General features: G+C 31.8%; 27 protein-coding genes and 1 pseudogene. 11 read left to right on the forward strand and 17 right to left on the reverse strand.

Annotated elements, in window-relative coordinates; translation table 11 throughout:
* Positions 1 to 19 precede the first annotated feature (19 nt).
* Positions 20 to 156, forward strand: a pseudogene (locus AACZ49_RS08345) (lmo0937 family membrane protein).
* Between the two features lie 203 nt (positions 157 to 359).
* Positions 360 to 1,124 carry a creatininase family protein gene (locus AACZ49_RS08350; RefSeq protein WP_339653356.1) on the forward strand — a complete coding sequence of 255 codons (765 nt, stop codon included), beginning with the start codon at positions 360 to 362 and terminating at the stop codon, positions 1,122 to 1,124.
* Positions 1,125 to 1,158: 34 nt separating this feature from the next.
* Here the strand turns inward: AACZ49_RS08350 and AACZ49_RS08355 are convergent, their stop codons facing one another.
* Both AACZ49_RS08355 and AACZ49_RS08360 read right to left on the reverse strand, forming a co-directional pair.
* Positions 1,159 to 1,611, reverse strand: coding sequence for a doxx family protein (locus AACZ49_RS08355; RefSeq protein ID WP_339653358.1), 453 nt, complete (start codon positions 1,609 to 1,611; stop codon positions 1,159 to 1,161).
* 9 nt (positions 1,612 to 1,620) lie between these two features.
* Positions 1,621 to 2,601, reverse strand: a complete 981-nt coding sequence (locus AACZ49_RS08360; RefSeq protein ID WP_339653360.1) for a hypothetical protein — start codon at positions 2,599 to 2,601, stop codon at positions 1,621 to 1,623.
* A 390-nt stretch (positions 2,602 to 2,991) separates the two neighbouring features.
* Between AACZ49_RS08360 and AACZ49_RS08365 the strand changes: the two genes are divergently transcribed.
* Together AACZ49_RS08365 and AACZ49_RS08370 are read left to right on the forward strand one after the other, a co-directional pair.
* A complete protein-coding gene (locus tag AACZ49_RS08365) occupies positions 2,992 to 4,263 on the forward strand; it encodes a HAMP domain-containing sensor histidine kinase (RefSeq protein ID WP_339653361.1) in 1,272 nt (423 codons plus the stop codon).
* On the forward strand, positions 4,256 to 4,951 hold the full coding sequence (locus AACZ49_RS08370) for a response regulator transcription factor (RefSeq protein WP_339653362.1): 696 nt from the start codon (positions 4,256 to 4,258) through the stop codon (positions 4,949 to 4,951). Before AACZ49_RS08365 ends, AACZ49_RS08370 begins: the two co-directional genes overlap by 8 nt.
* A gap of 19 nt (positions 4,952 to 4,970) precedes the next feature.
* On the opposite strand, the gene AACZ49_RS08375 is transcribed toward AACZ49_RS08370, so the two are convergent.
* From AACZ49_RS08375 to rsfS, 6 genes are read right to left on the reverse strand one after another with little or no spacing between them, the layout of a single operon-like run.
* Positions 4,971 to 5,234 (reverse strand): acyl-CoA-binding protein, encoded by a 264-nt coding sequence (locus AACZ49_RS08375; protein ID WP_339653365.1) that lies wholly within the window; start codon positions 5,232 to 5,234, stop codon positions 4,971 to 4,973.
* On the reverse strand, positions 5,209 to 5,892 hold the full coding sequence (locus tag AACZ49_RS08380; protein ID WP_339653368.1) for a phosphatidylserine decarboxylase family protein: 684 nt from the start codon (positions 5,890 to 5,892) through the stop codon (positions 5,209 to 5,211). Before AACZ49_RS08380 ends, AACZ49_RS08375 begins: the two co-directional genes overlap by 26 nt.
* Complete coding sequence (locus AACZ49_RS08385; protein WP_339653371.1) at positions 5,882 to 6,685, reverse strand: phosphatidate cytidylyltransferase; 804 nt, start codon at positions 6,683 to 6,685, stop codon at positions 5,882 to 5,884. The genes AACZ49_RS08380 and AACZ49_RS08385 overlap by 11 nt, the downstream gene beginning before the upstream one ends.
* A gap of 1 nt (position 6,686) precedes the next feature.
* Positions 6,687 to 7,298 (reverse strand): LUD domain-containing protein, encoded by a 612-nt coding sequence (locus AACZ49_RS08390; RefSeq protein ID WP_339653374.1) that lies wholly within the window; start codon positions 7,296 to 7,298, stop codon positions 6,687 to 6,689.
* Between the two features lie 41 nt (positions 7,299 to 7,339).
* Complete coding sequence (ftsH, locus tag AACZ49_RS08395; RefSeq protein ID WP_339653377.1) at positions 7,340 to 9,346, reverse strand: ATP-dependent zinc metalloprotease FtsH; 2,007 nt, start codon at positions 9,344 to 9,346, stop codon at positions 7,340 to 7,342.
* 9 nt (positions 9,347 to 9,355) lie between these two features.
* On the reverse strand, positions 9,356 to 9,733 hold the full coding sequence (gene rsfS, locus AACZ49_RS08400) for a ribosome silencing factor (RefSeq protein ID WP_339653379.1): 378 nt from the start codon (positions 9,731 to 9,733) through the stop codon (positions 9,356 to 9,358).
* A 93-nt stretch (positions 9,734 to 9,826) separates the two neighbouring features.
* On the opposite strand from rsfS, the gene AACZ49_RS08405 reads away from it, so the two are divergent.
* The gene (locus tag AACZ49_RS08405; RefSeq protein ID WP_339653382.1) at positions 9,827 to 10,558 is read left to right on the forward strand and encodes a biotin--[acetyl-CoA-carboxylase] ligase; all 732 of its coding nucleotides are present in this window, start codon (positions 9,827 to 9,829) and stop codon (positions 10,556 to 10,558) included.
* Here AACZ49_RS08405 and AACZ49_RS08410 read toward each other — a convergent pair.
* Positions 10,555 to 10,947 carry an SRPBCC family protein gene (locus AACZ49_RS08410; RefSeq protein ID WP_339653507.1) on the reverse strand — a complete coding sequence of 131 codons (393 nt, stop codon included), beginning with the start codon at positions 10,945 to 10,947 and terminating at the stop codon, positions 10,555 to 10,557. The two genes, AACZ49_RS08405 and AACZ49_RS08410, sit on opposite strands and share 4 nt — an antisense overlap.
* 2 nt (positions 10,948 to 10,949) lie before the next feature.
* Positions 10,950 to 11,594, reverse strand: a complete 645-nt coding sequence (gene pyrE, locus AACZ49_RS08415; RefSeq protein WP_339653385.1) for an orotate phosphoribosyltransferase — start codon at positions 11,592 to 11,594, stop codon at positions 10,950 to 10,952.
* Positions 11,595 to 11,601: 7 nt separating this feature from the next.
* Here pyrE and AACZ49_RS08420 point away from each other — a divergent pair, with 7 nt between their 5' ends.
* On the forward strand, positions 11,602 to 12,192 hold the full coding sequence (locus AACZ49_RS08420; RefSeq protein ID WP_339653388.1) for an NUDIX domain-containing protein: 591 nt from the start codon (positions 11,602 to 11,604) through the stop codon (positions 12,190 to 12,192).
* Here AACZ49_RS08420 and AACZ49_RS08425 read toward each other — a convergent pair.
* The 7 genes from AACZ49_RS08425 to AACZ49_RS08455 form a co-directional block, all read right to left on the reverse strand.
* Positions 12,189 to 13,937 (reverse strand): M14 family metallopeptidase, encoded by a 1,749-nt coding sequence (locus tag AACZ49_RS08425; protein ID WP_339653391.1) that lies wholly within the window; start codon positions 13,935 to 13,937, stop codon positions 12,189 to 12,191. The genes AACZ49_RS08420 and AACZ49_RS08425 overlap by 4 nt on opposite strands.
* Positions 13,938 to 14,004: 67 nt before the next feature.
* Positions 14,005 to 14,409, reverse strand: coding sequence for a response regulator (locus tag AACZ49_RS08430; RefSeq protein ID WP_339653392.1), 405 nt, complete (start codon positions 14,407 to 14,409; stop codon positions 14,005 to 14,007).
* Positions 14,396 to 16,249 carry a PAS domain-containing protein gene (locus tag AACZ49_RS08435; RefSeq protein ID WP_339653393.1) on the reverse strand — a complete coding sequence of 618 codons (1,854 nt, stop codon included), beginning with the start codon at positions 16,247 to 16,249 and terminating at the stop codon, positions 14,396 to 14,398. The genes AACZ49_RS08430 and AACZ49_RS08435 overlap by 14 nt, the downstream gene beginning before the upstream one ends.
* 551 nt (positions 16,250 to 16,800) lie before the next feature.
* Positions 16,801 to 17,007, reverse strand: coding sequence for a hypothetical protein (locus AACZ49_RS08440; protein WP_339653395.1), 207 nt, complete (start codon positions 17,005 to 17,007; stop codon positions 16,801 to 16,803).
* 397 nt (positions 17,008 to 17,404) lie between these two features.
* Complete coding sequence (locus tag AACZ49_RS08445; protein ID WP_339653398.1) at positions 17,405 to 18,043, reverse strand: PAS domain-containing protein; 639 nt, start codon at positions 18,041 to 18,043, stop codon at positions 17,405 to 17,407.
* Between the two features lie 98 nt (positions 18,044 to 18,141).
* Positions 18,142 to 18,594, reverse strand: a complete 453-nt coding sequence (coaD, locus tag AACZ49_RS08450) for a pantetheine-phosphate adenylyltransferase (RefSeq protein ID WP_339653400.1) — start codon at positions 18,592 to 18,594, stop codon at positions 18,142 to 18,144.
* A gap of 31 nt (positions 18,595 to 18,625) precedes the next feature.
* Positions 18,626 to 19,600 carry a D-alanine--D-alanine ligase gene (locus tag AACZ49_RS08455; protein WP_339653403.1) on the reverse strand — a complete coding sequence of 325 codons (975 nt, stop codon included), beginning with the start codon at positions 19,598 to 19,600 and terminating at the stop codon, positions 18,626 to 18,628.
* A 173-nt stretch (positions 19,601 to 19,773) separates the two neighbouring features.
* Between AACZ49_RS08455 and AACZ49_RS08460 the strand changes: the two genes are divergently transcribed.
* From AACZ49_RS08460 to AACZ49_RS08480, 5 genes are all read left to right on the forward strand, one after another.
* Positions 19,774 to 20,364, forward strand: a complete 591-nt coding sequence (locus AACZ49_RS08460; protein ID WP_339653405.1) for a PASTA domain-containing protein — start codon at positions 19,774 to 19,776, stop codon at positions 20,362 to 20,364.
* Positions 20,365 to 21,393 carry an RluA family pseudouridine synthase gene (locus AACZ49_RS08465; protein WP_339653408.1) on the forward strand — a complete coding sequence of 343 codons (1,029 nt, stop codon included), beginning with the start codon at positions 20,365 to 20,367 and terminating at the stop codon, positions 21,391 to 21,393. It begins immediately after the preceding gene.
* 93 nt (positions 21,394 to 21,486) lie between these two features.
* Positions 21,487 to 22,248, forward strand: coding sequence for a peroxide stress protein YaaA (gene yaaA, locus AACZ49_RS08470; RefSeq protein ID WP_339653411.1), 762 nt, complete (start codon positions 21,487 to 21,489; stop codon positions 22,246 to 22,248).
* A 47-nt stretch (positions 22,249 to 22,295) separates the two neighbouring features.
* Positions 22,296 to 22,661 carry a hypothetical protein gene (locus AACZ49_RS08475; RefSeq protein WP_339653414.1) on the forward strand — a complete coding sequence of 122 codons (366 nt, stop codon included), beginning with the start codon at positions 22,296 to 22,298 and terminating at the stop codon, positions 22,659 to 22,661.
* 214 nt (positions 22,662 to 22,875) lie between these two features.
* Positions 22,876 to 23,544, forward strand: a complete 669-nt coding sequence (locus tag AACZ49_RS08480) for a uracil-DNA glycosylase family protein (RefSeq protein WP_339653417.1) — start codon at positions 22,876 to 22,878, stop codon at positions 23,542 to 23,544.
* Positions 23,545 to 23,741: the final 197 nt, after the last annotated feature.

Consider the following 23,741-nt stretch of genomic DNA (forward strand, 5'->3'; position numbering starts at 1 on the left):
ATAATGGTTAGTAGCGTTTATTTGTATAATTATATGGTTCTTGGTATGTTAGGTATATATCCTGGTCTAGCGACGGGTAGTTTAGTACATATCTTATTGGTAATTGCAGTTATAGTTATTCTTTACAATATAATTTCAGGTAAAAAGGTATTCTAGATATCGAATTTTTAGAGTAGGATAGATATAAACCCTTGAAAATTTCAAGGGTTTTTTTGTGCTTGAAAATGATTGAAATCTTTAGGCGAGTTAAATTTTAGCAATAGAAAGGCGATGTGTTTTATTAAATGTTAAAGAGGTTCAACTACGCTCTAGAATGGTTTGTAGTATGAATAAACAATTTTAATATTATCTTTAATAGTATGATTAGACCTTATATACTTGAAGAAACAAATTGGGAACATCTAAAAGATGAAAAGTTTGACTTAGCCATATTGCCTTGGGGCGCTACAGAGGCTCATAATTATCATTTGCCCTATGGTACAGATAATTATCAAGCAAAAAGTATGGTAGAATCTGCAGCAGGTCTTAGTTGGGAAAAGGGTAAAAAGGTAGTCGTTTTGCCAACAATATCATATGGAGTAAATACAGGGCAAAAGGATATTTATCTAGATATGAATCTTAATCCATCTACTCAATTAGCAATACTAAAAGATATTGTAACGGTATTGAACAGACAGGGGATTCATAAGCTTTTAATATATAATGGTCATGGTGGTAATAATTTTAAACCATTAGTTAGGGAATTGGGTTTAATGTATCCAGATATGTTCATAAGCTTTTGTTTTTTCCCGCAAATGCTAGATAAATCTAAGTATTTTAAGGAGAAAGGTGATCATGCAGATGAAATGGAAACCAGCTTGATGCTTTACTTACGACCTGATCTGGTTTTGTCTAAGGATAAGTGGGGAAAGGGTGAAGAAAAGAAATTTAAAATAAAAGGATTCAACGAAGGTTGGGTTTGGGCAGAACGACAATGGTCAAAAGTAAGCAAAGATACTGGTATAGGTAACCCAGAATTTTCAACTAAGGAAAAAGGTGAGCGTTTCTTTAATGATGTCTGTGAGAAGATGACGGAGCTTTTTTGTGCTATTTGTGATGCAGATTTGAATGACTTATACGAATAGTTTTATACTAGCTAGATTTTCATTTTTTCGCCGACTAGGCTGAATAAGATTTTTTTCTTATTGTTAACTTTTTTTGATTTAGGTCTACATCTATTTTTAAGGTATATAGTGCTCCTAATATGATAATGTTTTTAAAAATATACTGACTTAATAATGTTATAGTGAATTCATTTTCACCAAAAATTTGCTCTGGCATTAGAAATAGTGGTGTAAAAGTCAAAGTAATATGAGCAAAGGCAAAATATATAATCATTTTATTTTTCCAATTTAGCAATAGTGATATTCCTATAAAAGTTTCAAATATGGCTAAAATTATAAAACCCATATGTGAAGGTAAAATACCCAATGTTAGAATTTGAATGGTGGTTGTTGCCAATTCTTCAGCAGGGCTGAAATCGGGAAAAAATTTTAATACACCAAAAATAAAATAGACTATTCCGATTGAGGTGCTAATGATTTTGCCTTTAAATTTTTCTTTGTACTCCATAAATTAATTTTAAAATGTATAGAAATGTTGCTTTTTAAATTCGTCTAAAAACTCAGGAGAAATTTTCACTTTATTATTGATGATGCGATAAGTTACTCCGAAGTTGATAGCATAATCTGTGAAAGCCGTATCAATATGTCTTGGCGTTCCAGTAGATTGTTCTGTTTGAATGTCTGTTATACTTTGAAGACGTTCCCTTCTGATAGCAAACGGGATATTTAAGTTAAATGAGAAATTGTTTTTGTTTAAACCTATTCCCGGATCTTTAGATAAGACACTGCCTGGCTTTCTAAAGCCATTATTGCCACTAGTTAAATCTCTAACTGGCACACAATAAAAACGAGTTCCTATTGAGCTTGAAATGGATGGTGAGTTATTGTAACTTATTCCAGTTCTTATTGAGTATTGATTAGGAACAGCCATTATAGCTTCATTTTCAAGTAAAGGACTCAATGTTTCCCTAAAAGTTCTTATTCCATTTGTCTCACGTGGGTTCAATAAATAAAATCCGCTTGCATGACCAAATAGGCCATTCACTATTTTTTGATATAATTGAAAATCTGCTTTAAATCCAAAGTCACGATCGCCAGGTTGTATTGATTGGTCTACAGGTCTAGTTTGTGGCTCGTCATTGGGGCCAACATTGTAAAATATATCAGAAGCATTATAGTTTTCGGTTGGTAATTTGAAACCTAGGCCAACAGCTAAGTTTCCATTTTTATGTTTCTCAAGATCAAATAACCAAAAACCTACCCCAAGGCGTATGTCTCCCAAGCCCCTAGAAAAGGTTGTATTTCGTTCTTCTCTACCAAGCTCATATAATGATGATCTTGAATTAAATATGGTAGGTAAGGTGATGCTGGTATATTCTCTCTCATTAATTCCATATGTTAAAAAGAAGTCTGTACTATCCGAATAATTAATAACTTCCGTATTGCTTGTGATACGGTCGGGTTCCTCTTCTGTCCCTCTAAAATATCTGTAATTCATTCCAAACTGTATATCTTCTTTGTTTAAAAGGTTATTTTCAAGGCTATTTCCTACACAAGATGAAAAATGGCGGATAGCTTACGCAGCCTTAAGCTTTTAAATAAGAGGTTGAAAGGATAATAAAAAAAAATATAGGTAGTTTGTTTATCATAATGGTTTTGGTTTGGTATTTTAATAAAATATTGGCCAACTCTTAGTTACTGGAGATGACCAATAGTTTTAAATACTTGAAATCACTAAAATTTAAGTTTAAAACTCCCGACCAAGTTATTAGTATAGACTTGATTTGAGATTAATCATTTTGTAAAAAAGATTAATGAAAAGTTAATTGACTTAATGAAAGATTAAGTTTGCTAAATTTACCAATCTAATTAAGTTTCTTTAAGGAACATGTTGAAGAAAAGGAACATATATATAGCCATATTTATTGTATCTCTCATTGGTTTGGCGGTTATTCAATATCAATATCTTAGAATAGGTTTGAACTTGGCTAAACTTCAGTTTAATACAAAATTGGGGAAAGTAAGTAATGATATCGCCCAAGGACTAGAGGCAGCAAATCAATTGACTTTTTTAATACGAAGCGCAGTAAAGGAAGATACAACTTACTTTACAAGTAGTATTGATAGCGTACAGGATGCTTCTCGATATTTTCTAAATGACTATATCATAGAAAAGCTTGTTAATAATGGAATTGAAACCGATTTCACTTATACCTTACACTCTAAAGATTCGTCTTTTTATCTCCAATCCCCTAAAAGATTCGAGGTAAACGATAAAATCGAATCGTATCCTATTGAATTAATTGGTTACTTGCCTAAAGAATTAGAAAAGAAAGTCATTTTAGAATTAAAATTTAAAAATCTAAACAACTTTTTTTTATCAAAATTGAACGGGCTCACATTGCCAAGTATTCTCTTTATTTTAGGTATTTGCATTGCTATAATTTGGGTTCTTAAAACATATTACTGGCAAAGAAATGTTATTACAACAACCAATGAATTTATAAATAATCTAACGCACGAGTTAAAAACACCGGTATTTTCAATAGGACTGGCAACTAAAATTCTGGAAGAATCTGCTTTAAATGAGCAAAAACCGATATTGGGTATGATTCGGCAACAAGTTAAACGTTTAACTGTGCATATCGATAAGGTTTTAGAACTGGGTAATCTTGAGTCTAGTAACAATGTTTTAAAGCTTGATAAAATTGATTTTAGGCCTTATTTGTTGAAATTATGCGAAGAGTTTTCAAAATTGATGGAGATAGAAGAGGTCAAATTTTCTTATGATTTACAACAAGGGGGGATTATGTTAAATGCAGAGGTATTTCATCTTGAAAATTCAATTAACAATATATTAGATAACGCCAAGAAATATTCGGTTCAGCCTATTATAAAATTAAAAGGCTATAGTTTGAACAATCAATTTTTTATTGAAATTACGGACAATGGTATAGGGGTGTCTGAAGAAGATAAGAAAAAAATATTTTTAAAATATTATAGAGTAAATGATAAAGAGGTTCAAAGCGTTAAGGGGTATGGACTTGGATTGAGCTATGTTAAAAAAGTTATTGAAAAGCATAAAGGCAAAGTTATAATGGAAAGTGAAAAAGGAAAAGGAACCAAAATATCTTTAATATTACCTTTGTGCAATGAGTAAGGATAAACATAAAATCATTTTAGTAGAAGATAGTTCGGAACTTGGGTATTTACTTTCAGAATATCTTTCTATGAAGAATTTTGAAATTAGTTGGTTTATCAATGGAACAAGTGCCTTAAAAAATTTGGAGACCATCAAGTATGATTTAGCCATATTGGATATTACTATGCCAGACATGGATGGTTTTTCACTTGCAGAACAGATGAAAGAGAGATTTCCTGATTTGCCATTTTTGTTTTTAACAGCTAGGTCTTTAAAAGTTGATGTACTTAAAGGTTTTTATTTAGGTGCTGTAGATTACCTTAAAAAACCTATTGATGAAGAAGAATTGGTAATAAGGATAGAAAATTTATTGGCTAGAATAAAAAGTGAAAATAGAATTGAGGAAAAGGTATATGATTTTAGGCTTGGTCAATATAAGTTTAATTCATTGAACCAAGAATTGTCACATGGAGATGAAGAATATCACTTAACCACAAAAGAAAGCGAATTACTTTATTATTTAGTTATAAATAAAAATAATTTGTGCAGTCATAAGGATATTTTAATCAAATTATGGGGCGCCAATGATTACTTTAATAAGAAAAGTTTGAATGTATTTATTACACACCTTCGAAAATATTTAGAAAAAGATGCTAATATCAGTATTGATAATATACACGGTAAAGGCTTTATTTTAAGATTGTAAATACTAGGGTAAATAACAGTTAATTTTTCTTCAATTCTTTTTCAACCAAATCAATATATGATTTCATTGCTTGTTTTTTGTTCATATTCTTGGCTTGGAACAGTGCATTTGCCTTAAAAGCATTAATTAGAGGAGTTTTACTACCAGGATTGTCAAAATTAGCATTTGCAATTTTGAAATATGCGTATAGTTTAAGAAGTACATCTGCAGGTATAGGTGTAGTATAATTATTTACATAATCAACAGCTTCATCAAATTTAATATGTGATTTCTTCCTTTTCATTTGGATCAACAAAAGTGGCTATACATGTTTCGGCACCTTTTACTTTTTGGTTCAGTTTTACGTTAATCTGACAATCTAAAGGTAAGAATAAGTCAACCCTAGAACCAAATTTAATGAAACCTGCATCGTCGCCCTGTTGTACACTTTCACCTTTCTCGGCATAATTGACAATTCGTCTAGCCATTGCACCAGCAATTTGTCGATATAATATTTCGCCAAATTTAGGGGTCTTTATAACTACAGTCGTTCTTTCATTTTCCTCGCTAGACTTTGGGTGCCAAGCAACTAAAAATTTACCAGGATGATATTTTGAAAAAGTAATACTACCGCTAGCTGGGTATCTAGTAACATGTACGTTTACCGGTGACATAAAAATGGATACTTGTTTTCTTTTATCGTTAAAAAATTCTTTTTCAAAAACTTCTTCAATTACAACCACCTTACCATCTACAGGTGAGAGAATTTCATTGAAATTCTTTACAGCTATCCTTTTAGGGTTTCTGAAAAACTGAAGAATTGTTATCATTACAACTAAAGCAATAAGTTGAATCGTTAATTTTAACCACGATATGTCAATAAAGAAATGAGCTAAGATTACGCTGATCCCTACTAAACAAAAAGAAAACAAGATAATTTTTTGTCCTTCTCTATGAAACATAACTAAATATATTTAAAGTTAAATATGCGAATGGCGCTGCAAATATTAAGCTATCTAAACGGTCTAGCATACCGCCATGTCCTGGCAAGATAGCTCCGCTATCTTTAACACCTGCTGCTCTTTTAAATTTTGATTCTATTAAATCACCTAAGCTACCTGCAATAACGATTACGGTTGCCAGTATCATCCATTGTATGGGACTTATTAATTCTTCTTGCGTAGCAATTAAATAGGCCGCTCCAAGTGCAAATATAAAACCGCCAACGGTTCCTTCAATGGTTTTTTTGGGAGAAACTGATGGAAATAATTTAGTTCTACCTATACTTTTACCTACCAAGTATGCAAAGGAGTCATTTACCCATATTAAAATAAATATTCCCATAATAAGAAGTTTTGCAAATGCATCGTTCTTATAAGGTATCATGGTTAGAAATATACAACCACCACCTATATAAAAAAGGCCAATTACAAATTTCTTTAGCTTAGTTAATTTTATAGGCTTTTTAGTAAATAGATTAATAAGTAGGTAAACATCAATAATAATGGTGATTATCATTAATATGTTTACTAATTGCTGATTTTTTACCAAATAAATAAATGTCCACCAAAGTGCCAAATATGCAGCGAAAATGTAATATCCTCTTAAACTTACTAATTTTTTATACTCATACAAACAGGCTAAGCCAAAAGTCATGAATAAGAAGTCGAAAGCATCTGAACTAAGGAAAACTGCTGATAATAATAAAATAATATAGACAGCCCCTGTTAATGACCTTCTTAAAATTTCTTTCATACTATAAATCTTCCAGAAGTAAAAGATAAAGATTTTTAGTGCTACTACCATATGTTAGAAAATCGTCTGAGTTTTCTGCGGTAGCTTTAAAGTGTTTTAGAGTAGTTATATTGCCAGGAATTTTTTGACCGTATTTCTTCTTAATAGTCTTTAAGCCTTCACCAATTGATTCAACTAATTGACTAGTGGTGGCAAAAACTACAAGATTACTTGGAAGCTCATTTACTTTTTTCTCATGCAATTGATTAGAGCAAACTAGAATACTACCGTTTTGGGCAATGAGATGTTCACATGTAGTAAAGAACACCTCACTCTGTTTTGCTTTATCCGTATAGGAAATAGGCTCTTTTGCAAATTTTTCTGCAAGTCTTTTATTTAAAACGTAAAAAGGTTCGCTTTGCCAATTATTCTCATCTATTATATTCTGTAATGCCCTGGATATTTCTAAATCTGAGGTACAGTAAATAAACTTTCCTCCGTTTTGTTTGAAGTGAATCGTAAATTTTTCATCAACAGGAATATTTAAATCCGGCATATGGTCACCTCGCGTTTCCGCAGTTTCTTTCGAAACTTTTTTCTTGCCACCACCAAATAAAATATCTAAAAGACCCATTTATGTTTTTATAACAATTGCTAATCTAAAATACTGTAATATTATTTATTATCAGTAATTTCTTGATCTTCTGTTTTAGAATCCGATTCTTTTAGCTTCTCAAGATTTTTTTTATTTTCTAGAGCTAGAATATCTTTTTCGAAATTTCTCACTCCAAATATTTTTTCTAAATCTTCTTTAAAGATAACTTCTTTTTCTAATAATCTTTCGGCCAAGGTCGTTAATTTGTCTTTATTGTCTGTAAGAACTTTGATAGCTCTTTGATATTGCTCTTCTATAATTTTAGATATTTCGGCATCTATTTTTCGAGCGGTATCTTCACTATAAGGCTTTGAAAAACCATAAGAATCTTGTCCTGCAGAATCGTAATAGGTGATGTTTCCTATTTCATCATTAAGACCATAGATAGTTACCATTGCTCTTGCTTGTTTAGTAACTTTCTCTAAATCACTTAAAGCACCGGTAGATATTTTATTGAAAATAACTTTCTCGGCAGCTCTACCACCCATTGTTGCACACATTTCGTCCAGCATTTGTTCAGGGCGTACAATTAAGCGCTCTTCTGGTAAATACCAAGCAGCACCTAACGATTGTCCTCTAGGCACAATAGTTACTTTTACTAATGGGGCAGCATGTTCTAACATCCAACTAGTGGTTGCGTGACCTGCTTCATGATAAGCAATAGTTTCTTTTTCTCCTGGAGTAATTATTTTGTTTTTCTTTTCAAGACCACCAACGATTCTGTCAACGGCATCTAAGAAATCTTGCTTTGTAACAGCTTTCTTTTCTTTACGTGCTGCAATTAAAGCGGCTTCGTTACAAACGTTAGCAATATCTGCACCAGAGAAACCAGGAGTCTGTCTTGCCAAGAAATCTAAATCAAGTGTTTCTGCTGTTTTGATAGGTCTTAAATGAACTTCAAAAATTTCTTTACGTTCACGAATGTCTGGTAAATCAACATAAATCTGTCTATCAAATCTACCTGCACGCATTAAAGCTTTATCCAATACATCTGCACGGTTGGTAGCTGCCAATACAATAACATTTGTATTGGTTCCGAAACCGTCCATTTCTGTCAATAATTGGTTAAGTGTATTTTCACGTTCATCATTTGAACCCGTGAAATTATTTTTTCCTCTAGCTCTACCAATGGCATCAATCTCATCAATGAAGATGATAGCTGGAGATTTGTCTTTGGCTTGTTTAAATAAGTCTCTTACTCTAGATGCACCAACACCTACAAACATTTCTACGAAATCTGAACCCGAAAGTGAAAAGAAAGGAACTTTTGCTTCACCGGCAACAGCTTTAGCTAAAAGCGTTTTACCCGTTCCTGGAGGTCCTACTAATAAAGCACCTTTAGGAATTTTACCCCCTAAGGATGTATATTTATCTGGGTTTCTTAAGAAGTCTACAATTTCTTCAACTTCTTCTTTTGCACCTTCTAAACCAGCAACATCTTTAAATGATGTTCTTGTATCTGTCTTCTCATCGAATAATTTAGCTTTAGATTTTCCGATGTTGAAAATTTGACCACCTGCGCCGCCACCGCCGCCACCAGACATTCTTCGCATTAAGTATATCCAAATACCAATTATCAATACAAAAGGTAGCAGAGAAAGTAGGAAATCTAAAATGGCTGTAGATTCCTTCCCAAATTCAATAATGGTAGGTAGATTGTTTTCCTTTTTTATTTCGGTTATCTCGTTTTGAAAAATTTGAAGATCACCATAGTCCAAGGTATACTGAGGTACATTATCAGATGTTGGCAGAAAAGATTTCTCATTAACATCTTTATGTACTTCTTTGGAAATAGCCTCATCGGTCAAAAAAACTTTTGCCTGATTGGTGTTTGTGATGATCAAAATCTTTTTGACATCACCATTTCTTAAATATTGTTGAAGTTCTGAAGTAGTAGTTTTATTGGTACTTGCTAAATCATCGCTATTGAATAATTGAAATCCTATAAGTAATACTGCTACTAATCCATAAATCCACCAAGAACTGAACTTTGGTTTATTCGGACTTGTTTTGTTTTCTTTTGCCATTTTAATTTTTTAATTATTAACGCTGCTCTCTATGGTTGTGAACTTCGCATCACCCCATAGGCCTTCTATGTCGTAGAATTCTCGAATTTGTTTTTGAAATACATGAACCACTACATTTACGTAGTCCATTAATACCCATTCAGCATTGTCCTCTCCTTCTACGTGCCAAGGCTTGTCTTGAATCGCTTTGCTTACGGTTTTTTGGATTGATCCTACGATTGCATTTACATGCGTGTTAGAGGTTCCGTTACAAACAATGAAGTAATCACAAACGGTATTCTCAATTTCTCTTAAATCTAATAGATTTATATTGTGCCCTTTAACTTCGTCAACTCCCTGTATAATTAATGCAATTAACTCATCTACGCTAGCTTTACTTTCCTGCATTCAAAAATTTTAGTTTTTACAAAGTTATTATTTTTTTGTTCTTTTATGTCTAGTTTTTAACAATACATTAAAGATTCACGATAAGTACTGTAAATGCAAATAATCAAACTTGATGCCACGGAGTCTACTAATACCTATTTGAAAGAATTGTCGGCAAAAAAAGAAGTGCAAGATTTCACGATAATTACCACTAAAAATCAAACTTCGGGCAGAGGTCAATTAAATTCTAAATGGGAATCTGAAAGTGGCAAAAATCTAGTAGTCAGTATGTTGAAAAACAAAATCAGTATTCCTGTAGACCGTTTGTATCTAATGAATGTTTGTGTTTCTTTAAGTATTTTGAATAGTTTAAATCAATTTAATATACCGGATTTGAAGGTGAAATGGCCTAACGACATTCTGTCAGGTAATTTTAAAATAGGAGGTATTTTAATTGAAAATATTATTTCTGGTTCAAAAATAAAGCGAAGTATAATTGGGTTTGGGTTAAATGTAAATCAATCTAAATTTAAAAACGCTCCAAATGCCTCTTCTTTAAAGACGATAATGGGGCATAGTTTTAATCTTGATTCAGTTTTTTATGCTATCATTACGAACTTACATCAAGAATTAAATAGGCCTATTTTAACTTTTGAAAATGAATTGTACAAACGATACCACTCTCAATTATATAAGATAGGAGTGAAGAGTAATTTTATAATTAATAAGGATGAAATTATTGCAGGTGTAATAGAAGGAGTAACAACTAACGGTAAGCTTAAATTAAAATTAGAAAACGGAAGCCTTCAAGAATTTGGATTGAAAGAAATTCAAATTCAGTATTAAATTTTCTCTAAATTAGTTGAAAGAGTATTTATAAAATTAGTTATCGGTGTTTTTATCATCATTGCCATCATCGCATTGAATTCACCTGAAAAACTTAAGACCACTTCACTTTTACCATTTTCTAATTCAATAATATCAGCAGTCAAAGTAAATGGCAGTTTTTCACTTGCAGCACCTAAAATGAGTTTGTTATATGGTGTTTGCTCTTTTTTCTCTAAGACTATTTCTGGCATTCCCTTTAAAGCGAACAGAAATCTATTTTCATTTAAAACTTCGAACTTGCTAATGTTTTCAGGCATTAATTGTCTAAAGTTTGATAATTCGTTTAAAAAGTTAAAAGTATATTCTTTACTTTTTGATACTTGAGCTTTTGGTGTTTCTAAAAACATAATTATTTGTTTGTCCAATGTGAAGGATCTTTCCTCCATTCCATTAACGCTTTTAACTGATCATCTTTCACATATCCAGTGTCTGAAGCTTGTTCTATAAGATATTCGTAACTACTTAAAGTATGTAGTTCGGTGTTTTTGTCTTGAAAATTATTCTTGGCGGTTTCAAAACCATAAGTGAAAATAGCCAGCATACCTTTTACATTGGCATCAATGGCCCGTAAAGCGTCTACCGCGTTCAAGCTACTTTTACCTGTACTAATTAAGTCTTCGATGACAACTACCGTCTGATTTGCTTCTAAGTGGCCTTCAATTTGATTTTGCCTACCATGGGATTTTGGTTCTGGTCTCACATAAACAAAAGGAAGGTTTAATTTATCCGCTACTAATGCACCAATACCAATTGCCCCTGTAGCTACGCCAACGATACAATCTGGTCTACCATATAATTGCTCAACTTGCTTTGCCATTTCATCACGAATATAGTTTCTGATGATAGGATACGATAGCAAAATTCTATTATCGCAATAAATTGGAGATTTCCATCCAGAAGCCCAAGTAAAAGGATTTTCCGGTTTCAATTTTATTGCATTAATTTGCAGCAGAAGCTCTGCTGTTTTTTTAGCTGTGTTTTTGTCTAAAACCATGACGCAAATGTATAAAGTTTTTGTTAATGAATTGCCTTTGATTTTAACAAATAAACTCTCCGAAACGGTAAATGGAGAGTATTTTTTGCTAAATCAGGATTCTATACAAGAGGCAATAAAGTCTTTGAAGAAAGGAAAGCTAGAATCTGCATACATCTACCACCCAAATCATGAGGAAATTTTAAAGAAGTTCACTAAAGAAATTCCTTTGGTAGTTGCCGCCGGTGGAGTAGTTACAAATGATGTAGGTGAAGTACTATTTATATATAGAAATGATAAATGGGACTTGCCAAAAGGGAAACTGGATAAAGGCGAATCGATCGAAGATTGCGCGATAAGAGAAGTGGAGGAAGAAACCGGTGTGAAAGGACTAAAAATTGAAAACTTTTTGCGTACCACATACCATATTTTTAAAAATAACGGAATAATTACACTTAAACAAGTACATTGGTACGCGATGAAGACCGATTATACAGGCAAATTAAAGCCTGAAAAAAAGGAAGGAATCGTAAAAGTAAAATGGAAAGGTCCTGTTAAAATTCAAAAGGCACTTTTAAATTCATACGCGAATATTAAAATATTGTTTGAAGGCGATTAATTTGAATTTATAATCCTATAAATAGGATATTGTAAATGGGCTTTCTCATAGAGATTACTTTGTTTAAACAACCAATCTAACTGAAGATACCAGTTAGCATTGAAATTCGAGTCCAGTTTCTTTTTACTTAAAAATTTATTTTTTAAAACAGAATCGTTTTCTAGCATTAAAAGTGCAGTGTCTTCAAATACATAAGGAGAAAAACCTTCTTTTTGCTGTAGAATAGTATCGAAGAAATTCCAATTAAAAAATGAATCTACACCAACTGGCTCTAAGGTTTCTAAAATATATCTAACTCCTGGTTGATTAGTAGGTAAAACGATGTCCCCATTATGAAAACTTACACTGGTTTCAATTGAACTTAGTGTAGTATTGTAATGTAGGTAATGACCTTCGTAAGGTGTAGAAACTGTTTCATAATCAGCTATTCTGTATGCTTCGACTTTAATGACAGTGTCATTTTTGAGTGTTGAATAATTTATGTGGTTCAGATCTAATCTCTTAATAACATTCTGCCACTGTTTTCCAAAAACATAAGCTTTTGGGATTTTCACCGAATCAGATGCTTTAAAATAATCTTGATATGCTACTTCACTGTCAATTGGTATATCACGATTGAATTTCAATCTTGGTAACCCGGTTACTTTACTTATGATGGTATCTGCTTTGTATCCTTTAAAAATAAATTTAGATACTTCAGTTGTGTCTAGTTGCCATGTTATTGGATAATAATCATCTGCCTTAAATGAGTTTATTGAATTATCTCGTAGAGACCTGATTTCGTTCCCATCTTTTTCGGTAATGGAAATCATTTTAAGCATCAATTCATAAGTTCCTTCTACACGTTTATCATATGGCTTTAACATATGGGTTTCTACCATCATGCCTAGAGTATTCCACAAAGTGGTATAACCACTAGAGTATCTTGGATGGTCCATAAATTGTTGAAACCCTAATTCTGGAGGCTTATTGAAGACATTTACATAGGGTGTAATTTCCCAGTCAGATTTTAAAAGTGAATCTTTTAGCTGTGGCATTAACCTGTCATGAACATATTCTCCTAATTTTCCACCTAGCTTATTGTGTTGTGTAAATAGGTGGGTCAGTGTATATTGATAATCTGCACCGTTGCTTACGTGATTATCAATAAAAACATCTGGATTAACAAGATGGTAAATTTGAGCGAACGTTTCAGCGTTTCTTGTATCTGTTTTAATAAAATCTCTATTGAGATCATAATTTTTGGCATTACCTCTAAATCCATATTCTTTTGGGCCATTCTGGTTTGCCCTAGTAGTACTGTTTCGATTTAATGACCCACCAATATTATAAATTGGTATGGTAGAAATTATAGTATGCGTGGGTGTTTTAATTTTTCTTGTTGCTAAGTCTCGAAACAATAACATTGTGGCGTCTATACCGTCACTCTCACCAGGGTGTATGCCATTGTTTATAAGGATTAAAGTATGGTCTTCGCCTAACTTTTTAAAATCAAAATCGCTTTCTGCACTAAAGGTTACTAAATGTAAAGGTTTACCACTATCAGTTGTACCAATGGTTTGCAAATTTATGCTTGAAAATTCTTTGGATAACTCAAGGTAGAATTCAATCACCTGATCATAGGTGGCAGTTTCAGTCATATTCGAAATTTCGAATGGTGTAGGAAAATCAGCTTTGGTAAGTTCTATTTTTTTCTCGCAAGAAATAAAAAGAACCAACAGCAGTAACATTTGTACTATTCTCATTACCGAACATGTATTTTAAGAGGTAAGTCTTAAATTAATTCAGCTAAAATAATCAATACTTTATTGCTTATGCAATTTTGGTGATTTCTGCTATTTTATTCCTATTAATTGGCTTTTTATTGAATGTGATTAAATGATGACTTTTATTTTTATAAAAATCCCATTGCTGTTTGTCAAAAGGATCTATTGAAGATGTAACAATGTTGATTCTTATTTTGTCCGAAATAGGAAGTTTTATAAAAGCTTCCAAAAATTCCCAGCCATCCATAATAGGCATATTAATATCTAAAAAGATGATCTTAGGAATTGGCTCTTTTTGTTCTAACTTTTTCTTTATTCCATCGTATGCTAATAAACCATTACTATACGATATTATGGAGTCACAATCTGCAGTGTAAGAAATTAATTTACGTAAACCATAAACTGTTATTGCGTCATCGTCAATTATAGTGATATCACTAATCTTTGTCATTAAAGAATATTTTAAATTCTGTTCCTTTTCCTACTTCACTAGTAACTTCCACTTTACCGTTCATGGCATCAATTTGGTTTTTGGTAATGTAAAGCCCAATTCCTTTAGCGTCTTTATGCTCGTGAAAGGTTTTATACATACCAAATAATTTTTTACCATGCTTTTCAAGATTTATACCTAAACCATTATCTGAAATTGTTAAAATAGAGTAGTTGTTCTTTTTATCTGCGCTTAAAGTAATAATTGGTTTTCTATTTGGATCTCTATACCTGACCGAATTTGTTATGAAATTAGTTAAAATACTATCTAAATAAGCCGGTACAGCCTTTATATTAAAATTTGAAGGAATGTTATTTTTTATTGTTGCGTTATTATTTAAAAGATAGGAAATTAGATTTTGATTTACATTTAACACTTTGTCGTGCAGGTTAATTTTTTGTTTCTTTATGTTGGTATGTGTGTTAATTGAAATAACATCATTTAGATTGTCCAGTGTTTCCATAAGATTATTTGAAGCTTCACCAAGCATTCCAATTATAGTAGCCTTTTCCACCTCATCTTGTTCACTTTCTAAAAAGTTTAGCAGCATTGAGAAATTAGCCGAATGAGACCGTAGGTTATGTGAAACAATGTGGGCAAAATTTAGAAGTTTCTTATTTTGAATTGATACTATATTAATGATATTTCTTAGCTCAGATTCTTTCTGTTTTAATTTAGAAATATCTAGGCTAATACCAACAAGACCATAAGCAATTCCTTTATTATTGAGTAACGGAATTTTTGAGCTAAGAAATGACGTTTCCTTGCCATCTAATTTTATTTTGTTAGTTTCTTTACCGATTATGGGTTTTAATGTGCTCATTACCCTCAAATCTTCTTCACGCGACTTAATTGCTGATTCTTCAGGATATAGTTCAAAATCACTTTTCCCTAAAATATCTTCAGGATTATCAACTCCTAAAAACTCACATTCAGCTTTATTAACTAAAATTTTTTTAGATTCAGTATCCTTAATATAAACGTTGACAGGTAAGTTATCGATTAATGTTCTTAATAATTTTTCGTTATCCAAAGATTTAATGTCTGCTTCAACTTGATCATGTATATCTTGATATGTACCCACTAAGCCAACCAATTCCCCTTTATTGTAAACTGGTTTGCCACTAGCCATAATCCATTTTTCGTTACCATTTGCTGTTATGATTTGTAGTTTTAAGTTACTCCACGCCTTACCATTATTTTGAGCCTCAAAAAGAGCCATGGAGATAGCGTTTCTACTATGACCTTCTTTGTAATAGAAAAGTGCGTTTTCAATGTTAGGAATAAAATGAGGAGGAACTTCATGTATGGCTTTTGTAGTTGTACACCATGTAAGATTATTGTCTTTAAAATTATATTCCCATCGACCAATTTTGGTAATCTCTGCTTGTTGCTGTAGCTGTAATTCTTTCTTTTTTAATTCTAGTTCGTTGTGGATAGAATCGGTTATGTCATTTAATTGAATAATGGCGCCAATGATATTTTCATCAGAATCATACCAAGGTGCATTTGACCACTCGAACCATAATTCTTCTTCATTAATATTATTTGTTTTATGAATTCCCATAGGTTGAGGGTTTCCTTCAAAACAATTTTGTAATACCATTTTCCACTTAGGACTTAGATGTGGGAAAACTTGGAATAATTTTTTTGATTTATAACCCTCGTTATCAGGATTGAATATGCTCTTCCATTTATTAGATGTAAAAACAATATTGTAATCAGTGTCAATAAATGCCGTAGGTGTAGGCAATTGACTAATGATATACGAGGTATTTGATGTTTGGGGGACTTTTAGCATACCGATGTAATTTCTTACTAAAATAAGAGTAAAGTGTAGGTTAATATTATAATTGTTGTGAATAGGTTAATTATCGTTGTATAACTTGATATAATCTACCTATTCGTTGGGTTTTACTATTTTTAATTAAAATAAATTTTAAATGTGTGCTACCTAGATTAGGAGAACTTACTACTGTGATTTTACCATTCATTGCTTCAATTTGGTTTTTTAAATGTAAAGACCATTTCCCTTTGCTTTTTTATGATAATGAAAAGTGTTGTAAAGACTGAAAATTTTAGTTCTAGATTTTTCTAAATCTATGCCCATACCATTATCTTCAATGTTCAAAATAGAATAATAATTATCTTCCTCGGCACTAAGTATAGTTATTGGATTTTTATAAGTACTTCAATATTTTATAGAATTCGTTATGCAGTTTGTTAGAATACTTTGTGAATATGCAGATAAGGCTTTTACCTGAATGGAGTCTGAAATTTCATTGATTATTTTACCATTCGTTTCTTTTAATACACCAGTTATATTTTGTTCTACAAGAAATAAATTTTCATTTAAAGAAAGCAACTTTTTTCTTCGTTTATATTCGATTTTACTTCAACTATTTCACGAAGTCCTTTAATTGTTTCAGAGAGATTGTCAGAAGGGTTGAATAGCATTGTCATTAACTTACTACGTTGAATTTTACCTGATTCTTTATATAGAAAATTAAGTAATAATGTAAAATTGGTTGCATGGGTCTTTAAATTAAGAGAGACCATATGAGTAAAATTTAATGATTGCTCATTTTTTTTTCCTAGAAGAGACAATGGTATTTTTTAAGTTTTTCTCGAGTTTGGTTTGAGAAGTAATATTTTCAATAGAACAAAGAATATTTTTACGACCAGAAATTGTTTTAACCATTTTTCCGGTTACTTTTAAATTTAAATTATGCTTTTTATGATTTAAAAAATTGAATTTAAATGGCTTAAATACAACTTTTTATGAAAGTTGAACTTTTAAGATATTTGTTTTATTTTTAAAATGAGCGTCAATAAAATTTTTAAAATTTTGACCAACGAAATTTTCTTTTTCAAAACAAGTAAGCTTCAATTTTTTTTGATTAACATCTATTATATTACCTGTAACTAAATCTATGATTGCTAAACCAAAAGGCACCTATTCGAATAAGGGATATTCGTTAGACCGTAAATTTGATTGCGTAGTTTTTTGCTCAATGGTGTCTGTTATAATTTGTAATGTGCCAATTACTCTTGTGCATTTTGCGTCGCAATACTTAGGTCTACCTATTGAATTCACCCAAATGATTGTTCCGTCCAATTGTTTTAATTGAAGTTTTTCATTCCAAGGTTTACCTGAATGTATGGCATCAGCTATAACTTTTTTAATAGTTGTTCTGAATTTTCCTTCTAAATAAAAACCATAAGCAGTATCTAAAGTTGGCTTATAGTCTGCCGATACACCATATATTTTATTGACAACTGGTGTCCAATGTAATGATTTGCTCTGAACATCGTAATCCCAACTACCAATTTTAGCAACAGCGCTTTTTTGATTAAGAATTAATTTAGTCCTATTTAGGTCTAATTCTAACTCTTGCGTTTTTGAGATATCTTCTACTTTAATGACTACACCTATTATGTTACCATAACCATCTTTCCAAGGGTTAAGGTGCCAAATAGAATCAGTAGTGGTATAATTACAATTTTTCGCTTTGTACTTAAATTTAATATCTCTTAAGCCATCTAAGCTATATTTTAATTGTGTCTGTAGATTTTGAGCTAGTTTGGAAAACAATTCAATAAAGTCTTCGCCTTCAATTTGGTCTAGATTTAATTGAAAATTTGCTTGCCAGCTAGGTGAAGCACTTATAAGTTTGAAATTACTTAGAAAATCTATTTTCTTACAGAATCTGGGACTAAGCCAGTGTAGTCCCCATTGTTGCGAATCACATCTCTAACAATAGATGAGCTAATGTATGATTTGCCCGAAGAAGTCAATAGAAATACGGTTTCTATCTCAGATAATTTTCTGTTCGTATGTGCAATTGCCTTCTCAAATTCAAAATCCGCGGGATTTCTTAAACCTCTCAAAATAAAATTAGCCTCTTCTTTCTTACAAAAATCAACCGTTAAACCTTGGTATGTTTTTACCTTAATTGAAGGTACATCTTTAAATGCCTCTTCAATAAATTGCATACGTTTTTCTAAACTGAACATATATTTCTTGTCGGCATTCTTTCCTATAGCAATAATTATTTCGTCAAATAAAGTTATACCTCTCATAATAATATCATGATGGCCTAATGTTAAAGGGTCGAAAGATCCGGGGAAAATTGCGCGTCTCATAGAAAGTTTTTACTTTTTAAATATAAGTATTTTAAGATAATGCCTCTGTAATAGCGTGTTCGAATAACATACCTAATTCAATACCAGCTGCTTTGGCTTGTTGCGGCAATATGCTAGCTGTAGTTAAACCTGGTGTTGTATTTATTTCTAATAAGTATGGTTCGTTGTCAATGAATATGAATTCACTTCTAGAAAAACCAGCCATCTTAAGTACATCATATATTTTTTTAGCTACAGCCGTTACTTTTTCTAGCTGAACTTTATTAATTCTGGCAGGTGTAATTTCTTGTGACTTGCCTTCGTATTTAGCCTCGTAATCGAAGAAATCATTTTCAGTGACAATTTCTGTAACAGGGAAAACAGTGGTTTTGCCTTCCAATTTTAGAACTCCTACAGAAACTTCGGTACCTTCAAGAAAACCTTCTATAATTATTTCATCATCTTCTTTGTAAGCGGTTTCTATGGCACTTTTTAAGTCTTCTTTTTTATACACTTTGGTAATACCATAACTACTACCAGATTTATTTGCCTTAACAAAACAAGGTAGTTTTACGGTATTAATTATATCTGTCTCATTAATTTCATCACCCAAATTCAAATAATAAGAAGGTGCCGATTTTATGCCGTAGGGTTTAAGAACACTTAATACATCTCTTTTGTTGAAAGTCAGCGCGGCTTGATAAAAGTTACAAGAGGTATGCTTAATGCCTAATAATTCAAAATAAGCTTGCATGAGTCCGTCTTCACCAGGTGAACCATGTATAGCATTAAATACACAATCAAATTTTATAGATGTTCCGTTCAAGAATATAGAGAAATCATTGCGATCAATCATAGTCTCCTTTTCAGAATCATCTACGTAAACCCATTTGTTTTTGAAAATATGAATCCTAAAAAGGTTGAATTTGTCTTTATTCAAATAATTATAGACAACGTTACCACTATTAAGTGAAATTTTATATTCACTAGAATAACCGCCCATTATAATTGCAATATTTTTTTTCATTGGTATGATCTATAAAGAAAGTTAGAGCAAAGATGAAGTATTGAAAGAAAATATAAAAGAAAACTAAGTGCATTAATATAAACATTATTGATTTTAGTATTGAAGTAACTATAAACTGAACTAGCTAAATGGTACGAGGGCATTTACTATATTTGTCGGGTCAATTAATAAGTATGAGGAATTTTTTCAATTTTTTAAAAAGTAAGACATTTTTAATTCAATTAGGTCTTGCCTTGTTGGTATTGGTTATAACGGTTTTTCTTGTGTTAAGATATCTTAACAGCACTACTAATCATGGAGAATTTGTTGTAGTACCAGACTTTTCTAAAAAGTCGGTGATGGATATGCGAAAATCTATTGAAGAGGCCGGACTTAGATATGAAGTATTAGATTCTGCAAATTATAATCCAGATTACCCAAGATTTTCTATTATAACTCAAGACCCTGAAGCTGGAACTAAAGTAAAGACAAATAGAAAAATATATTTAACGGTTAATCCTTCAGGATATAAAAAGGTGACTGTGCCAAAAATAATTCAAGTAACAAAGCGTAATGCTTCTTCAATGTTGAAAGCAGTAGGTTTAGATGTGGATCGTGTAACCTATATAGACGAATTAGGAAAGGACATGGTTTATCAATTAAAATTTAAAGGAAAGTATATAAAACCAGGCGATAAACTTCCAAAAACATCAAAAATAGAATTGATTTGTGGTAATGGTGCAATAACTGAACGCGCCATCATAAAAGCTGACTCAGAACAATAAATGGAAAATATAGAGCAACCAGAGAATGAAGATGGTGAACTTTTTGAACATTACCGCTTTGTAGCTTCTAAAGGGCAAGTACCCTTAAGAGTAGATAAATTTTTAATGAATTTCATTGAAAATGCTACTAGAAACAAAATACAACAATCTGCTAAAGATGGTCATGTTTGGGTTAATGATGAGATTGTGAAATCGAATTATAAGGTAAAAGCAGGGGATGAGGTAAAGGTGTTATTTGAGCACCCACCACATGAGTTTTTGCTTGTTCCTGAAGATATTCCATTAGATATTGTTTATGAAGACGATGTGTTAATGGTTGTCAATAAGCCAGCTGGCATGGTAGTTCATCCAGGCCATGGTAATTATTCTGGTACCCTAATAAATGCACTTATTTTTCATTCAGATAATTTACCTGCAAATAGTAACGAAAGACCTGGTTTGGTTCATCGAATAGATAAGGATACTTCTGGGTTATTGGTAGTAGCTAAGACTGAGGCAGCAATGACCCATTTGGCAAAGCAATTTTTTGACAAGACGTCTGAACGTGAATATATCGCTTTGGTTTGGGGTAATATTGAGGAAGATGAAGGTACTGTAGTTGGTCATGTAGGTAGAAACCCTAAGAATCGATTACAAATGCATGTTTTTCCAGAAGGTGAAGAAGGTAAAGAAGCGGTTACCCATTTTAAGGTACTTGAACGATTAGGTTATGTTACCTTAGTTTCCTGTAAATTAGAAACAGGTAGAACACATCAAATTCGTGTTCACATGAAATATATTGGTCACACATTGTTTAATGACGAACGATATGGTGGTGACAAGATTTTAAAGGGAACAACATTTACGAAGTATAAGCAATTTGTAGATAATACTTTTAAATTATTACCAAGACAGGCATTGCATGCTAAGACTTTAGGCTTTGTTCATCCTGTTTCAGGTGAGCACATGAGCTTTGATTCAGTGGTGCCAGATGATATGACAAATGCAATAGAGAAATGGCGTAATTACAGTAAGAGTAGTACAGAATAAGATTCTTCGATAACGTTATTTAAACTCTTTTTTATCTTTTGTAGGTCTTCCTACAATTCCTTTTTATTTTTGGGTCTACTTAAATATTGCACTATGAAAATTGTTATTTCACCGGCTAAATCATTGAATTACGAAAGTGAACTTCCAACTACTGAATATACATTGCCAAAGTTTATAGAGGATGCGGAGAAGCTGAACAAGATTTTGGCAAAGAAAAAACCAAGAGCATTAGCTGAACTAATGTCTGTCTCAGATAATTTGGCACAGTTGAATTGGCAACGTAATCAAGATTTTGAAACGCCGTTTACTCCTGAAAATGCTAGACAGGCCATATTTGCTTTTAATGGTGATGTATATCAAGGATTAGACGTGTATACATTAGCTGAAGATAAAATAGAGCAATTGCAAAAAACACTTCGAATTCTATCTGGTCAATATGGTATCTTACGACCACTAGATTTAATGCAGCCTTATCGCTTAGAAATGGGAACGTCATTAAAAGTCGGCAGAAAGAAGAATTTGTACGAGTATTGGGGTAATAGACTTACCGAATATTTAAATAATGAAATGGAAGAAGACGAGTTGCTTGTTAATTTGGCAAGTAATGAATATTACAGTGCTTTGAAGCCAAAGGACATAAAAGCAAAAATTATTACGCCCATATTTAAAGACTGGAAGAATGATAAATTAAAAATCATCAGTTTTTTTGCTAAAAAGGCAAGAGGCTCCATGGTACGTTATATATTGGATTCTAGCGCGAATACCTTAGAGGATATTAAATGTTTCAATTTAGATGGTTACGAATTCAGTCAAGCGCATACAATAAAGCAAAATGAACCTGTATTTATTAGATAAAATATTATCTACAGTTCTGCGTTATTAGCAATACTTAAATAGCGCATATGAAACGGGTATTATTACTTTCTTTTTTTTGCATCGGTATATTCTTATCTTGTACCGATAGGGATGATAATGTGAGCATGGTAAATATTCGTGTTCAGAACAGTACAAGTTTGTTTTTTACTGAAGTTCGGATAGCTAAAAATGGCACGGTATATCAAAATATCGAAGCGGGTAAATTCTCTGAATATATCGAATATGAAAAGGCATATACAACTACCACGCTAACCATATTAACAGATTCTACTAGTTATAATTATTTTCCTGTCGTAGTCTCTACTGATTCTTTGCCTATAGGTTTTTATACTTATGAAATTACCTTGGATGAAGAAAATCAAGTAGGTATGAACTTTAGAATTGACGAATAAGATTATTTCTTTTTATCCACTTTTATTTTTTCCTCAATCGTTGGTCTTTTTTTAATTTTTCGAAGTCCTCTTGCGCCTTAATAATTGTTTGATATTTTTCCCTTTTTTTATTTTTTGTCTCCTTTGCCCATAATTCGTATTCTCTGCTTTCACTTAATGTTAGTAATTTAGAAATGAATTTTCTGTAAAAAGAACTCAAGAGAATAAACTTATAATGCAAAAAGTGTTTCTTCATAGTCATCCTTATGAACCTTTTATTGATGAGAATACTGAGAAACTTATTGTAGGTACCTTACCGCCCCCACGATTTACAACGGGTATTTTAAAAGAAGGTGATGTTAATTTTTGCTACGGTAGTAGAGATGGTCAACTATGGCCAATTCTAGATAGAATATTTGACTTGAACTTAAAGTTTGAAACTTCACAAGAAGCCATTGAACAACGTAAATCATTTTTAAAGCAAAGAAAAATAGGTGTTTGTGATATTGTAGCATCTGCTGATCGTGAGAAAATTGATGCATCAGATATCGGTTTGCAGAATATCACTTTACGAAATGTACTTGATTATTTAGAAAAGTATCCTAAAGTGAAAACACTTCTTTTTACAGGTGGTAATAGTAAAAATGGACCTGAATACTTTTTTAGAAGGCATTTAAAAGAGAATAGTGCGTCTTTATTGAGAATTTCAGATTCAATTCCTCGAATACATAAATTTATACATCCAGTTACCAAAGTGACAATTAAAACGGTGTCATTAATCGCTCCTTCGGGCGCTGCTAATAGAGCAGTCGGTAGTTTGGACAGTTATAAGAGAATGAAACATGAAAATGCTTCGTTCAATACTTTAGATTTTAGAGTGCTTCAGTATAAAGATTACTTCTGATTTTTTGTGGATTTAAAACTTCTTAAAACTAAAAAGAGTCCTGCTTTTAGAACAAGACTCTTTTACGAGAACACTATATGAAAATGAAAATTTTATTTGCTTGATTACGCTGTAAATGTAGATAGCTTTGTCTGTTTTTTTAGAATATTTGTTGTCAATACATACAATTTTGTGGTATCCTTCCAGTAAAATGATAT

Origin of the sequence: uncultured Maribacter sp., from assembly GCF_963975365.1 — a bacterium.
Classification (GTDB): Bacteria; Bacteroidota; Bacteroidia; order Flavobacteriales; family Flavobacteriaceae; genus Maribacter.